The sequence below is a fragment of the Cohnella massiliensis genome, assembly GCF_900169535.1.
GTDB lineage: Bacteria > Bacillota > Bacilli > Paenibacillales > Paenibacillaceae > Cohnella > Cohnella algarum.
In genome coordinates, this window is sequence record NZ_LT821259.1 from 1,384,110 (window position 1) to 1,398,117 (window position 14,008).

Here is a 14,008-nt window from a genome sequence, read left to right on the forward strand (position 1 = left end):
CCAGACTCGTACCCGGAATCAAGATTCTATTCGGGCTAGCACTCCGCATCCGATCCCGGATCCGGCCCGCAATTCTCTCGAAAAAATCATCGAAAAGCTGCAGCAAGAAGCGGAAAAACGGCAGGACGAGTTGTTCGGGCTGCTCGAGCGGCTGGTCGCGTTTCCGACCGTCAGCCCTCCGGCGCGCAATACGGAGGAGGCCCAGCGGTTTATCGCGGGGCAGCTCGAGGCTTGCGGCTTCGAAACGGAGCTGTGGGACGTCTATCCCGGCGACCCGAACGTGACGGCGCTAAGGCGGGGCACGGAGAGCGGCGCGTACATGAGCCTGCTGCTGAACGGCCACGTCGACGTGGCCGAGGTCGGGGACGATCGCGAATGGCGGCACGACCCGTTCCGGCTCGTTCTCGAGGACGGTCGAGCGTACGGCAGGGGATGCGCCGATATGAAGGGAGGGCTGGCCGCGCTGCTGTTCGCGGTCAGGCTGCTGGCGGAGGCCGGCGTCGAGCTCAAGGGCGACCTGCTGTTTCAGTCTGTAATCGGCGAAGAAGCCGGGGAAGCGGGCACGCGAGCTTGCGCGGAACGCGGGTGCCGGGCGGATTTTGCGGTCGTGGCCGATACGAGCGGCATGGCCGTTCAGGGCCAAGGCGGCGTCATCACCGGCTGGGTGACGGTGGAAAGTCCGGTCACCTGGCACGACGGCATGCGAAGACGGCTTATTCATGCGGGGGGAGGCGAGTTCGGAGCGAGCGCGATCGAGAAAATGGCGAAGCTGATCGGCGCGCTTCAGGAACTGGAGCGCCACTGGGCCGTCACGAAACGTTATCCCGGATTCCCGGCGGGCGCGAGCACGATCAATCCGGCGGTCATCGAAGGCGGACGCAACGCCGCCTTTATCGCGGACCGGTGCGCTCTCTGGATCACGGTCCATTTTTATCCCGGCGAGGACCATGAGGCGGTCGCGGCGGAGGTCGAGCAATTTCTGCTCCGCGCGGCCGAGGCGGACCCTTGGCTTCGCCGGCACCCCCCGGTCTTCCGCTGGGGCGGAAGATCGATGCTCGAGGAGCGCGGCGAAATTTTTCCGTCGCTGGAGCCGGACCCGGCGCATCCCGGTTACCGCGCGCTCGTTGCCGGCCACGCGAAGACGCTCGGAGCGCCGCCCGAAACCGGCATGAGTCCGAGCGTTACCGACGCGGGCTGGCTGGGCCGGGCGGGCATCCCGACCGTCATTTACGGTCCGGGAAGGCTGGAACACGCGCATGCGGTAAACGAAAGCGTGGCGCTTCGCGAACTGGTCGATTACGCGAAAGTGATGATCGGATTTATCGCGGACTGGTGCAATCGGCCGAAGCGGCCATCGCCGGAGGGGAGGTGCGGCGCCGATGCCGAGTAACCCCTTCCCCTTTAGCAAGCGCCTGTACGAGGCCGCGAGGCCGATCTGGGAGTCGAGCCACCAGCACCCGTTCCTGACGGAGATGAGGGACGGCACGCTCGACCCGAAGCGCTTTATGTTCTATTTGAAGCAGGATTACGTCTATTTGATCGATTATGCCAAAATGTTCGCCCTCGGAGGCGCCAAAGCGCGGGACGTCGGGACGATGGCGAAATTCGCGGAGCTGTTCCATTCGACCCTGAACGTGGAAATGGAGCTCCACCGCCGATACGCCGAGCGGTTCGGCATTTCCAGGGAAGAGCTGGAGGCGACGGTGCCGACGCCGACGACGATCGCCTATACGAAGTACATGCTGGACGCGGCGGCCCAGGGGTCGCTGGCGGAGCTGACGGCCGCGCTGCTGCCCTGCATGTGGAGCTACCGCGAGATCGGCCGCGCGTTCGCCGCGGCGCCCGGCGCGCTGGACCATCCGCTTTATCGCGAATGGATACTTATGTACGGCTCCGCGGAATTCGGCGAACTGGCCGATTGGTGCATCGGCCTGATCGACCGGCTCGCCGAAGGGCTGCCGGAGCGGGAACTAGAGGTGCTGACGGAGCGGTTCGTCGTGACGTCGAAGTTCGAGTATTTGTTTTGGGACATGGCGTATCGGCAGGAGGTGTGGCCGGTATGAGCGCCGCCTTGACCGTGCGCGGGCTGACCTACGGCTTTGCCGGGGCGCCGCCTCTGTTCGAGGGGCTGGATTTCGAGGTGCGGGAGGGCGAGTTCGTCTCCTTCGTCATGCCGAGCGGAATGGGCAAAACGACGCTGTTTCGGCTGATCGCGGGTTTGCTGGAGCCGCATGCGGGCGCGATCGTCCTGGGCGGCGCGAGTGCAGGCAGAGGCGGAATCGAACGTCCCGAAGCCGATAGCGGCAGAACCGGGAGCGCCCGATCCGGGAACGTTCGAGCCGGAAGCGCCGCTTTCGGGAACGCCGCAGCTTCAAGGAACGCCTCGCTTGGACGGCTCGGCCGGGTCGGCTATATGCCGCAGCGAGATGGCTTAATGCCGTGGCGGTCGGTGCTGGACAACGCCGCGCTCGGCCTGGAGCTGCAGGGCGCGCCCAAGCGGGAAGCCAGGCGGAGAGCGCTCGAGCTGCTGCCGGCGTTCGGGCTGGAGGGGACCGAAAGCAGGCGGGTGCACGAGCTGTCCGGCGGAATGCGCCAGCGAGTGTCGTTTTTGCGCGCGATGCTCGGCGGCGGGGAGCCGCTTTTGCTGGACGAGCCGTTCAGCGCGCTCGACGCGATGACACGGGTCGCCATGCAGGAATGGCTGCTTCAGGTTTGGGAACGCGACCGGAAAACGGTGCTGTTCATTACGCATGACGTGGACGAAGCGCTGCTATTGTCCGACCGGGTGCTGGTTGCGGCGAAGGCTCCGATTACCGCGCTGGCGCAGGTCGAGGTCGGATTGCCCCGCCCCCGCTCGTACGACGCCGTCATGGACGAGGCGTTCATCGGACTGAAGCGCCGGGTGCTGTCGCTGCTCGGCGCGGGCGCGGGCGCCGCGGTTGGAACGGGCGGCAGGAAGGGGGGAGAGCGATAATGCGCAAGCTCGCTTCGGCAGCGCCGGTCGCGCTGTTCGCGCTGCTGCTCGCCGCCTTGTGGGAAATCGGGCCGCCGTTGTTCGGCGTCCCCCATTACATCATCCCGCGGCTGTCGGACGTCCTCGCGTCCGCATGGGAAAATCGCCGGCTGCTCGGCGCCCATTTCGCGGTCACGGTCGGAGAAGCGCTGCTCGGCCTCGGATGGTCGATCCTGTTCGGCACGATTTCGGCGGTATGGATCGAAAGCTCGAAAGTGGCGAAAAAAACGCTTTACCCGCTCATCGTCGCGTCCCAAACCGTCCCGATCATCGCCCTGTCGCCGATTATGGTCATGTGGTTCGGCTACGACGTCTGGAGCAAGGTGGCGGTCGTCATTTTGTTCACCTTTTTCCCGATCGCGGTCAATACGGCGGACGGGTTCCGCTCGGCCGACCCGGAAATCGGCGAGCTGATGCGGACGATGGGAGCGGGCAAGCGCGACTTGTTTATGAAATGGAAGCTTCCGTCCGCGCTGCCGGGGTTTCTCACGGGCCTGAAAATGGCGGCGACGATCAGCGTCGGCGGCGCGACGCTCGGCGAATGGCTCGGCGGCGAGGCGGGGCTCGGCATGTACACGAAACGGGCCTCCAACATGCTTCGGGGGGAAGCCGTGTTTTCCGGCGTGCTGCTGCTGTCGCTCATGGGCGTGCTGCTGTTTTTGGCCGCACAGGCGGCGGAGCGGGCGATTCTGGCCGGCAGAAGCCCGGGAAACGCCGGAAAATCGCAAACATGAAGCGAATCGAATCATAAAAAAGGGGACTTTGTAACATGAACGTATCGATGAAAAAGCTTCGGCTGTTCGCCGCGCTCGCGGCGGCGCTTCTCGTCCTGAACGGATGCGGCGGCGCGCCGCGGCAGGCCGCTCCCGACTCGCCGTCCGGGGAGGCCAAACCCGCCGAATTGACGGTCCTGCTCGATTGGTATCCGAATGCGGTCCACTCGTTTTTATTCGCCGCCAAGGAGCAGGGGTATTTCGAGGAAGCCGGACTTGACGTCAAGCTGCAGACGCCGGCGGACACGAACGACGCGCTGAAGCTGGTGGCCGCGGGCAAAGCGGACCTGGCGATCAGCTACCAGATGCAGGTCGCGATTTCCCGATCGGAGGACATTCCGGTCGTCTCGGTCGCGTCGATCGTCCGGCATCCGCTGAACCGGCTGTTCGTGCTGGAATCGGCGGGGGCGAACAGCCCGAAGGATCTGGCCGGCAAAAAAATCGGCTATCCTTCGATACCGCTGGACGAATCGCTCGTCGAAACGATGGTGGCTTCCGACGGCGGCGACCCTTCCGGGCTGACCTTCGTCGACATCGGATGGGACCTGATTCCGGCGATGACGACGGGAAGGGTGGACGCGATCGTCGGCGGCTACATCAATCACGAGAAGCTGCTCCTCGAAAAAGAAGGCGTCAAGCTGCTCGCCTTCGATCCGGCCGATTACGGCGTGCCCGACTATTACGAGCTGGTGCTGACCGCGAGCGAGGAAGGCGCGAAGAAAAACAAGGACGCGATCAAAAGATTCCTGGAGGCCGCCGCGAAAGGACAGGCGTATGTCGCCGGCCATCCCGACGAGGCGCTCGAAGCGCTGCTCGCGGAGGAAAGCGCCGATTTCCCCCTCGATCCCGAAATCGAGCGCGAAAGTCTGGACATTTTGCTTCCGTTGATGGATGCTGGTCAAGAGCCGTTCGGCAGCCAGTCCGCGGAAGCGTGGCAGGCCGTGATCGATTGGCTTTCGCAGCAAGGCCATCTGAGCAAGCCGATCGAAGCCGAAGAGGCTTTCGTGCGGCTTGAATAAATAAAAGGAAGGGATCGAATATGGCGGACGAACGCTATTCCAGGCAAACGAGATTTGCCCCGATCGGCGAGGCAGGACAGGAAAGGCTGAAAAACAGCGCGGTGTGCATCGTCGGCATGGGCGCGCTGGGCACCGTGCTTGCCAATCACATGGTTCGGGCCGGCGTCGGCCTGGTGCGGTTCGTCGACCGGGACTACGTCGAAATCAGCAATTTGCAGCGGCAAATGCTGTTCGACGAGGACGACGCGGCAAACGGCTATCCGAAAGCGATCGCCGCCGAGGCGAAGCTTCGCCGCATCAATTCGGACGTTCGCCTGGAGCCCGTCGTCGCCGACGCAACCGCCCGCAACATCGGCGAGCTGCTGGCGGGCATCGACCTCGTGCTGGACGGAACGGACAATTTTCAAACCCGCTTTTTGCTCAACGACGCCTGCTTCAAGCTGGGCATCCCGTTTGCCTACGGCGGGGCGGTCAGCTCCCGCGGAATGAGCGCGATGCTCGTGCCCGGGGCGACCCCGTGTCTGAGATGCTTTATCCAGTCGGCGGATTCGGGCGGGCAGACTTGCGATACGGTCGGCGTCATCGCGCCGGTCGTCGACATGGTCGCTTCGTACCAGGCGGCGGAAGCGATGAAGGTTCTCGTCGGCGCGCGCGAGCAAGTCAGACGCAGCCTCGTGACGTTCGACTTGTGGGACAATCATCATTTCGAGATGAAGCTCGGGCAGCCGGCGCCGAACTGCCCCTGCTGCGGACGCAAGGAATATCCCGCTCTCGACCCGGAGGCGCAGGACGCGATGCTTTCTCTGTGCGGGCGGGAATCGGTCCAGATCGCGGGGGCGGGACCGCTCGATCTGGAAACGTGGCGCAAGCGGCTGGAGCCCGCGGCGGTCAAAGTAAAGGCAAACCCGTATTTGCTGCGGGCGGAGCTTCCGGAAGGCGAGCGGCTGGTGCTGTTTCCCGACGGGCGCGTGCTCGTGCAAGGAACCGACGATTTCGCGCGCGCGCGGACGCTGTATGCCCGCTATATCGGAATGTAGGAGGCGAACGAAGATGAAGGACTTTCGCTTGTACGCGATTACCGGGGAAGAGTTCCATCCGGGCCGGGAGCTGCTCGACGTGATGGAGGAAGCGATAGCGGGCGGCGTCGATATCCTTCAGCTGCGCGACAAGACAAGCGGCAAGGAGGAGCTGCTCCGCAAGGCGAAAGCGCTGCGGGAGCTGACCCGCAGGCACGGCGTCACGTTTATTGTGAACGACCATCTCGACGTGGCGCTGGAAGCGGACGCCGACGGGGTTCATCTCGGCCAGGGCGATCTTCCGCTTGGCGAAGCGAGAAAAAGAATGGGCAATAAAATCATCGGCATTTCCACCCATGCGATCGAGGAAGCGCTGCGGGCGGAGCGGGACGGAGCGGATTATATCGGCGTCGGCCCGGTGTTCCCGACGAAGACGAAAGCCGATGTCGTCGCCCCCGTCACGGTGAGCTACGTGAGCGAAGTCGCGCGGCGAATCCGCATTCCGTTCGTGGCGATCGGAGGCATCAAGCTGCACAACGTGGACGAGGTTTTGCGGGCCGGGGCGACGCGGATTTGCGCGGTCAGCGAAATCGTCGGCAGCCCGGACGTGACGGGCACGTGCCGGGCGTTCATCCGCAAAATCGAGCAGGGGAGGAAGGCGCATGGAACTGGTCGTTAACGGGCAAAACCGGCGGCTTGAGGCGCGAACGATTTTGGACGTTATCGAATTTTACGGATTGGCGGGCAAGCCCGTCGTCGTCGAGGCGGACGGCAGGGTGCTGACCGAAGGGCAGTGGGCCGACGAGCCGGTTCGCGAGAAGATGGTCATCGAAATCGTTCATTTCGTAGGAGGAGGCTGAACCGAGTGAAAGACGACGCTCTCAAGATCGGGGGACGCCGCCTGTCTTCCCGCTTTTTTATCGGGACCGGGCTGTTCCCGAATCCGCACGTGCAGCGGGAAGCGATCCGGGCGTCCGGGGCCGAGGTGCTGACCTTTGCCATTCGGCGCATCAATCTGGAATCGCCGGAGGACGATTCGATTTTGCAGCACGTGCAGGAGGAGGGCTTTACGTATTTGCCCAACACGTCGGGGGCGAGAACCGCGGAGGAAGCGGTTCGGATCGCGAGGCTTGCCCGCGCGTCGGGGTTGAGCGACTGGATCAAGGTCGAGATCAGCGCGAACGAGCGCACGCTGCTTCCCGATCCGATCGAAACGTTGAAGGCGACGGAGCTTCTCGTCAAAGAGGGGTTTACCGTTCTTCCCTATACGTCCGACGATCCCGTCCTGTGCAAGCGCCTCGAAGAAGCGGGGGCGGCGGCGGTCATGCCGGGCGCGGCTCCGATCGGGACGGGACTCGGCCTTCTCAATCCGTATCATCTCGGACTGATCGTCGAGGAAGCGAAGGTGCCGATTATCGTCGACGCCGGACTCGGCTCGGCGAGCGACGTCGCGCAGGCGATGGAGCTCGGCGTTTCCGGGGTGCTCATGAATACGCCGGTCGCGAAAGCGAAGGACCCGGCCGGCATGGCGCTGGCGATGAAGCTGGCCATCGAGGCCGGACGGCTGTCCTACTTGTCGGGGCGGATCGAGAAGAAAAAATACGCGTCGGCCAGCAGCGGACTCGGCGAATGGACGCTGAAGTGAAAGAGAAAGGGGCGAAAAACGGATGAGCGAACGCGTGGTCATTCTCGGCGGAGGCGTCATCGGCTTATCGTGCGCGCTGGAGCTTAGCCGCCGCGGTCACCGGGCGACGGTGCTGGAGATGAACCGATGCGGCGGCCAGGCTTCCGGCGCGGCGGCCGGCATGCTGGCCCCGTACAGCGAAAACCCGGAAAGCCCCGATCCGTTTTTTCGGTTGTGCCTGGAAAGCCTGCGCTTGTACCCGGAATGGCAATCGGAGGTCAGGCGGCTTTCCGGCCTGACGTTCGAATATACGAATTCCGGCAGCCTTTATGTCGCTTTCCACGAGGCCGATCTGCTCGGGCTGCAGAGCAGGCTGCGCTGGCAGCGGGAGCACGGCTCCTCCGGAACGATCGTGGAAGGGAAATCGCTAATGCTGCTGGAGCCGCTGCTGTCGCGAAAGGCGATTGCCGCTCTGCACACGCCGGAGGAAAGCCACCTGTATGCGCCGGATTACGTGCGCGCGTTGGAGCGGGCTTGCCGAAACGCGGGCGTCGACATCCATGAACGGCTCGGCGAAGTAAGCGTGGCGCAATGGGAGGGAGAAATCGCCCTGAAGAGCGCGGACGGCCGAACGTTCGGCGGCGACCGGCTGCTCGTTTGCTCCGGGGCCTGGGCCGGCCGGCTGGCGGAAACGTTCGGCATCCCCATCCCGATTTACCCGATTCGCGGGCAAATCTGCGCGTACGAAGCCAAGCCCGCGCCGACGGGGGCCAAGCTGGTCGAGCACATGGTGTTCGGCAATCAGGGCTATTTGGTGGCCAAGGAAAACGACACGCTCGTATGCGGGGCTTCCGAAGATGTCGCGGGGTTCGACGCGTCGGTGACGGAGAGGGGCATCGAACGGCTGGCCAAATGGAACAAGCAGCTGTTTCCGTTTTTGGAACGGATGACGCCCTTTCATCGGTGGGCCGGCCTTCGCCCTTCGACGCAGGACGGGATGCCGCTGATCGGGCCGCTGGACGAATCGGGGCGCGTCCTGTTCGCGGCGGGCCATTACCGCAACGGCATCTTGCTGAGCCCGGCGACGGCCAAACTCGCCGCGGATTATGCGGACGGCAAATCGCCGGAAACGTTTTGCCGCGCCTTTTTGCCGAATCGGTTTCAACGTTATGCCGGCGTTAATTCCATGCGAGAGGAGACGGACATATGGCTAGCAAAGCTCGGATCGGACGGGCGCTGACGATCGCCGGCTCGGACAGCGGCGGCGGGGCAGGTATCCAGGCGGACCTCAAAACGTTTCAGGAGCTGGGCGTGTACGGCATGTCGGCCCTGACGTCGATAACGGCGCAAAACACGACCGGCGTGCAGGCGGTCTATCCGCTGACCGTAGAGGCGATCGTCAAGCAGATCGAGGCGGTCGGCACCGATATCGGCGTCGACGCGGTCAAGACGGGCATGCTGTTCAGCAGCGAAATCATTCGCGTCGTGGCGGAGACGATTCGGGGGTTCGGCTGGAAGCGGGTCGTCGTCGACCCGGTCATGATCGCCAAAGGCGGAGCGGAGCTGCTGCGGGAGGATGCGGTCCGCGCCTTGACGGAAAGGCTGCTGCCGCTGACGATGGTCGTGACCCCGAACATTCCCGAGGCGGAAAAGCTGGTCGGCCTGAACATCCGAAGCCAAACGGACAAAAGGGAAGCGGCCAAGCGTTTGTCGGGATTCGGAGCGCGGTATGTCATCATAAAAGGCGGGCATGACGAAGGGGAGATGGCGGTCGACTTGCTGTTCGACGGGCGCGATTTTACCGAATTGGCCGGGAACCGGATCGCCACCGCGAACACGCACGGCACCGGCTGCACCTTCTCGGCCGCGCTGGCGGCGGGGCTCGCCTCCGGGCTGGGCGTCGAGGAGGCGTCGCGGCAAGCGAAGGCGTTCATCCAGGCGGCCATCGAAGACGGCATTGAAATCGGACGGGGACACGGCCCGACGAACCATTGGGCGTATCGGAGGCAGCTGGAGAAGGAATCCGCCCGCCGGTCCGCGCCGGACCGCGCTGACGAGATCGCGGCGCCGTCGGACGAAGTCATTTTGTAAATAACGCGTTGAAGGAAACGAAGGCCTCCTGTCCGAATTTCGGAAAGGAGGTTTTTTCTTTGCCCGGCGTTATATGTTTTAATGGAAAAGAACCGCCGGGGCTTTGGACGCAGCCGAAAGACAACCCGCGAACAAGAAGGAGAGAACTTATGCAGATCGTATTGAAGGAACTGGCTTTGCCCAACGGAGAAACGATGGCCTATCGGGAGAGAGAGGGCGGGGAGACGCCTCTGCTTCTCCTGCACGGAAATATGGCTTCTTCCCTGAATTGGGACGTGTTGATGGAACGGCTGGATGCGGCCTATAAAATTTACGCCGTCGATTTGCGCGGCTATGGCGGCTCCTCCTACCATAAACCGATCGAAAGCATAGAAGACTTCGCGGAGGATGTGAAGCTGTTCGTCGACCGATTGGACATCCGGACGTTTCATCTGATGGGGTGGTCGAACGGGGGAGGAGTCGCCATGCAGTTTGCGGCCCGTTATCCGGACCGGGTCCGGAAATTGATTTTGCTCGCGTCCATGTCGACGCGCGGCTATCCTGCGCTTAAATCCGACAAAAGCCGAAAGCGCCTGAAAACGAGAAAAGAAATCGCAAGCGACAAAGGGATGCAGCTTCTTGTCAAAGCGGCCCGCAAAAGGAATAAACCGTTTTTCAAAACGGCGCTGTCCCAACTGCTCTATCGCGATAAACAGCCGGAAGAAAGCCGGTTCGACCGGTATGTCGAAGAGATTTTCAACCAGCGCAACATGATCGACGTCGCCTACGCGGCCAACCGGTTCAACATCGGGGACGAGGGAAACGGAGTTGCGGAAGGCACCGGGGAAATCCGGAATATCGAATGTCCGATCCTTGTGCTGTGGGGAAAAAACGATCTCATGACGACCGAGCAAATGACGCGGGAGATTGTCGACGATTTGAAGAAATACGGCAAACGGGCGGAGGTCCGGCACTTGAACGCGGGACATTCGCCGCTGATCGAGAATATGGACGAATTGCTGGATTCGGTCCAACCTTTTCTGAAAAACGACGAGCCGTAACCGTGCCTCAAGTCCGGTTATCGGTTTCGCCAGGGCTGGAGGAACTGCGGTGCATAACCTGTTGGAGTTTCGGAATTTGCGAAAAAGTTTCGCGGGACCCGGCGAAGGCGACGAGAAAAGGCTTCTGTTCGACCGGGTGTCGGCGGCCGTCGAACCGGCGGATCGCATTGCGCTGCTCGGCGTGTCCGGCCAGGGAAAAAGCACGCTGCTGCGCATTCTCGCCAGGCTCGACGTCATGGACGCGGGAGAGCTGCTGCTGAACGGGACGTCCGCCCGCGCCGTCGATCCCCGTATATGGCGAAAAAACGTCGGTTACGTGGCCCAGCATGCCGTCATGCTGCCGGGGACCGTCGAGGACAATTTGCGGACCGTCAGCATGCTGCACGGCACGCCGTACGATCGCGGGCTTGCCGGACGGCTGCTGGACCGGATGGGGCTTGGCGAGCTGGACGTCCGCAAGCAAGCCTCGGATCTGTCCGGTGGGGAGAAGCAGCGCGTTTCGCTGATCCGTTCGCTGCTGCTGCGGCCGAAGGCGCTGCTGCTGGATGAAATTACGGCTTCGCTGGACCGAAGCGGCAGAGAGAACGTAGAGCTGGCGCTTCAGGATTGGAATCGCCGGGAAGGGACCGCTCTTGTTTGGGTAACGCACGATTTGGAGCAGGCGAGAACGGTCAGTCAGAGAACCTGGTTTATGGCGGGCGGCACGCTGCTGGAGGACGCGCCGACGGAATCGTTTTTCCGCGAGCCCCGGACGGCGGAAGGACGCATGTTCGCGAGCTCGGGGAAAACGGGGGAAGGACGATGACGATAACCGCGCTAAGCTTCACGCTATTGTTCGTCATCGTGACGATGCTCGTCTCGGCATGGAAAAAGCTCGGCCTGGAGCGGGATATCGCGGTTGGCACCGTAAGGGCCGCCGTTCAACTGCTGGCGGTAGGCTATATTCTGCAATTCGTTTTTCAAGCGGAGCATCCGCTGCTGCTCGTTCTCATCATCGCGCTCATGATCGTCATCGCTTCGCATAACGCGGCCAAAAGAGGCAAGGGCGTGCGCGGCGTCTTCTGGCGCATCGCCCTCGCGATCGCGATGACCGAAGGCTTGCTCATGGCGGTATTGCTCGGGCTCGGCATCGTCGACGCGACGGCTCAGTACGTAGGGCTTGCTGAACGCTTGAAAAACCGACAAAAACCGCATAACCACAAGGATTTTGAGGCCGATTTGTCGAAATCATATGCAAAGGAAATGTTCGAAAGCAGCCCAAAACCCTTGCAGATGGAGTGACGAAAATGTTCAAGCCGACCGCGCACCTCGAAAATCAATTGCTCCTGCCCGGCGATTTCTTTCTGCCCTTCGGCGGAAAGCTGGACGAAGAGAATCGCTGGGTCCGGTTGGCGCGATTGGTGCCGTGGGCGGCGGCGGAGCAGAAATACGGTCAGTTCTTCAAAAACACCTTTCGCGGCCAACAAACGATCAGTCTGCGAACGGGGCTCGGCGCGCTCCTCATTCAGGAGCGCATGCAACTGACCGACAGAGAGACGGTGGAGTCGATCAGCGAAAATCCCTACATGCAATACTTCATCGGTCTGTCCGGCTTCACAATGAAGCCGCCGTTTCATCCTTCGATGATGACGCATTTCCGTAAGCGTCTGACAGACGTGCTGGCCGAGCTGAACGAGATCGTCGCCATCGAAGGCGCGAATGAAACGAAAGACGATGACAACGATGGTCCCGGCATAAGCGGCGGCGGGAAACGCAAGCGGAAGGCGCCTCATCAAACGACGGACACGGCCAAGATCGAGCAACAAGTGATGTTCGGAGACACGCCGATGGAATCGACCGCGCAACGGTCTGCTACGGCGCAGACCGTTGAAAGGGCAGCGCCACTTGAAGCGACCGAACGGGATGTTTATGAGGCGGAGGCTTCCGCCGCCGTGTCGGAAGCGCCGGAGCAACCGAATCAAGGAACGATGCTGGCGGACGCCACCTGCGCGCCAGCGGATGTAGCGTATCCGACCGATCTGAATCTGTTGAACGAAGCGCGGGAGAAACTCGAAGCGATCATCGATACGCTGCATGAACGGGTGATCGGACAAACGGCGAAACCGCGTACCTACCGGGAGAAAGCGCGAAAGCAGTTTCTGGCGGTATCCAAGCAGCGCCGGCCGGGACCGAAGGTGATCCGCCGCGCGATCCGCCGGCAACTGGGATTTGTGGGACGGAACCTTGCCATCATCGCCGAGCAAGTGAAGACGCAGCCGCTTACGCGTTTGAGCCGCAAAGCGTATCGCGATCTACTGGTGATTCAGGAACTGTACCGTCAGCAGCTTCACATGTACCAGAGGCGATCGCACCAGATCGACGGCCGGATCGTGAGCATCCATCAGCCGCATGTAAGGCCGATCGTGCGCGGGAAAGCGAAGGCGCGGGTAGAGTTCGGTGCGAAGCTCGCCGTCAGCATGACGAAGGGCTACGCATTCCTGGATCGGGCGTCCTGGGACAACTTCAACGAGAGTACCACGCTCATCGAGACGATCGAGAACTACCGCCGACGCCTCGGCTATTATCCGGCCGTCGTGCAGGCGGATCAAATCTATCGCACACGCGAGAACCGGAACTTCTGCAAGCAGCATGGCATTCGGCTCAGCGGTCCGGCTTTAGGACGGCCGCGGAAGGACGGTTCGACGAACGAGCAACGGAACCAGGACAAACGGGATGCCGGCGAACGCAACGCCATCGAAGGTAAATTTGGAGAAGGCAAGCGCAAATATGGGCTTGGCCGTATTCGCGCGCGTCTCGCGCAGACGAGCCTGTCCGCCATCACGCTGCAACTGCTGGTGATGAACCTGGAACGCAGGCTGCGCGTTCTTTTTGGCTTCCTATTTGCCATCCTGCTCCGCCGACGCCTCAGCCTGAATTTCGGGTAAAGTATCGTTCAGCAAACCCTACGTAATTCCGTTAAGCGGCATGGCCATCGGCAACGCGATGATCGTGGCGGGGCTGTTCGTCAACCACCTGAACCGGGAGGTCGAGTCGCACCGGGCGGAAATCGAGACGCTGCTTTCCCTGGGGGCGACGGCCCGGCAGGCGATCCGGATTCGTTTGAAACAAGCGGTCAAATTCAGTATGATCCCGACGATCGACGGCATGAAAACGGTCGGCCTGGTGCAGTTGCCGGGCATGATGACGGGGATGATCGTCGCGGGCGCCGATCCGGTCGAGGCGGTACGGTACCAGATTTTGATCGTGTTCGCTTTTTCGTGTTCGGCCGCGGTCATGAGCATGCTGCTGAGCGGGCTGATCTATCGCTTATGGTTTACCGATGAGTTGAATGTTCGGCTGCCGGGCGGGAACAAGGGGTGACAAGACGGCGGACGAGCGGCGTGCCCGCATGGATCGGGCGCCGGAAAGCGGAACGCAAAGCCGACCGCCCGA

15 protein-coding genes and 1 pseudogene are annotated in these 14,008 nt (G+C 62.3%); all 16 read left to right on the forward strand.

The features are described from left to right. The first annotated feature begins 85 nt into the window (after window positions 1-85). A complete protein-coding gene (locus B7E11_RS20105) occupies window positions 86-1,390 on the forward strand; it encodes an acetylornithine deacetylase (RefSeq protein WP_176220948.1) in 1,305 nt (434 codons plus the stop codon). After that, window positions 1,380-2,063: a thiaminase II gene (gene tenA, locus B7E11_RS20110; protein ID WP_080838018.1), complete on the forward strand. Its 684-nt coding sequence runs from the start codon at window positions 1,380-1,382 to the stop codon at window positions 2,061-2,063. The genes B7E11_RS20105 and tenA overlap by 11 nt, the downstream gene beginning before the upstream one ends. Next, window positions 2,060-2,974, forward strand: a complete 915-nt coding sequence (locus tag B7E11_RS20115) for an ABC transporter ATP-binding protein (protein ID WP_080838021.1) — start codon at window positions 2,060-2,062, stop codon at window positions 2,972-2,974. Before tenA ends, B7E11_RS20115 begins: the two co-directional genes overlap by 4 nt. Beyond that, window positions 2,974-3,747, forward strand: a complete 774-nt coding sequence (locus B7E11_RS20120; RefSeq protein WP_245809779.1) for an ABC transporter permease — start codon at window positions 2,974-2,976, stop codon at window positions 3,745-3,747. The genes B7E11_RS20115 and B7E11_RS20120 overlap by 1 nt, the downstream gene beginning before the upstream one ends. Before the next feature lie 35 nt (window positions 3,748-3,782). Next, on the forward strand, window positions 3,783-4,805 hold the full coding sequence (locus B7E11_RS20125; RefSeq protein ID WP_139787265.1) for an ABC transporter substrate-binding protein: 1,023 nt from the start codon (window positions 3,783-3,785) through the stop codon (window positions 4,803-4,805). 20 nt (window positions 4,806-4,825) lie between these two features. Then, window positions 4,826-5,842: a ThiF family adenylyltransferase gene (locus B7E11_RS20130; RefSeq protein WP_080838027.1), complete on the forward strand. Its 1,017-nt coding sequence runs from the start codon at window positions 4,826-4,828 to the stop codon at window positions 5,840-5,842. 13 nt (window positions 5,843-5,855) lie between these two features. Then, window positions 5,856-6,500: a thiamine phosphate synthase gene (thiE, locus tag B7E11_RS20135; RefSeq protein WP_080838030.1), complete on the forward strand. Its 645-nt coding sequence runs from the start codon at window positions 5,856-5,858 to the stop codon at window positions 6,498-6,500. Beyond that, window positions 6,484-6,681, forward strand: a complete 198-nt coding sequence (gene thiS / locus B7E11_RS20140; RefSeq protein ID WP_080838034.1) for a sulfur carrier protein ThiS — start codon at window positions 6,484-6,486, stop codon at window positions 6,679-6,681. The genes thiE and thiS overlap by 17 nt, the downstream gene beginning before the upstream one ends. Before the next feature lie 5 nt (window positions 6,682-6,686). Then, window positions 6,687-7,466, forward strand: a complete 780-nt coding sequence (locus B7E11_RS20145) for a thiazole synthase (RefSeq protein WP_080838037.1) — start codon at window positions 6,687-6,689, stop codon at window positions 7,464-7,466. Between the two features lie 22 nt (window positions 7,467-7,488). Next, window positions 7,489-8,685 (forward strand): glycine oxidase ThiO, encoded by a 1,197-nt coding sequence (gene thiO, locus B7E11_RS20150; RefSeq protein WP_080838039.1) that lies wholly within the window; start codon window positions 7,489-7,491, stop codon window positions 8,683-8,685. Then, a complete protein-coding gene (gene thiD, locus B7E11_RS20155) occupies window positions 8,652-9,536 on the forward strand; it encodes a bifunctional hydroxymethylpyrimidine kinase/phosphomethylpyrimidine kinase (RefSeq protein WP_080840912.1) in 885 nt (294 codons plus the stop codon). The genes thiO and thiD overlap by 34 nt, the downstream gene beginning before the upstream one ends. Before the next feature lie 149 nt (window positions 9,537-9,685). Further along, window positions 9,686-10,576, forward strand: coding sequence for an intracellular short-chain-length polyhydroxyalkanoate depolymerase (gene phaZ / locus B7E11_RS20160; RefSeq protein ID WP_080838042.1), 891 nt, complete (start codon window positions 9,686-9,688; stop codon window positions 10,574-10,576). Window positions 10,577-10,625: 49 nt separating this feature from the next. Continuing rightward, window positions 10,626-11,381 carry an ABC transporter ATP-binding protein gene (locus B7E11_RS20165; RefSeq protein ID WP_342744482.1) on the forward strand — a complete coding sequence of 252 codons (756 nt, stop codon included), beginning with the start codon at window positions 10,626-10,628 and terminating at the stop codon, window positions 11,379-11,381. Then, window positions 11,378-11,857: an ABC transporter permease gene (locus B7E11_RS20170; RefSeq protein ID WP_080838045.1), complete on the forward strand. Its 480-nt coding sequence runs from the start codon at window positions 11,378-11,380 to the stop codon at window positions 11,855-11,857. Before B7E11_RS20165 ends, B7E11_RS20170 begins: the two co-directional genes overlap by 4 nt. A gap of 5 nt (window positions 11,858-11,862) precedes the next feature. Then, a complete protein-coding gene (locus B7E11_RS20175; RefSeq protein ID WP_080838048.1) occupies window positions 11,863-13,500 on the forward strand; it encodes an IS5 family transposase in 1,638 nt (545 codons plus the stop codon). A 19-nt stretch (window positions 13,501-13,519) separates the two neighbouring features. Further along, window positions 13,520-13,936, forward strand: a pseudogene (locus B7E11_RS20180) (ABC transporter permease); the annotation flags it as partial. Window positions 13,937-14,008: the final 72 nt, after the last annotated feature.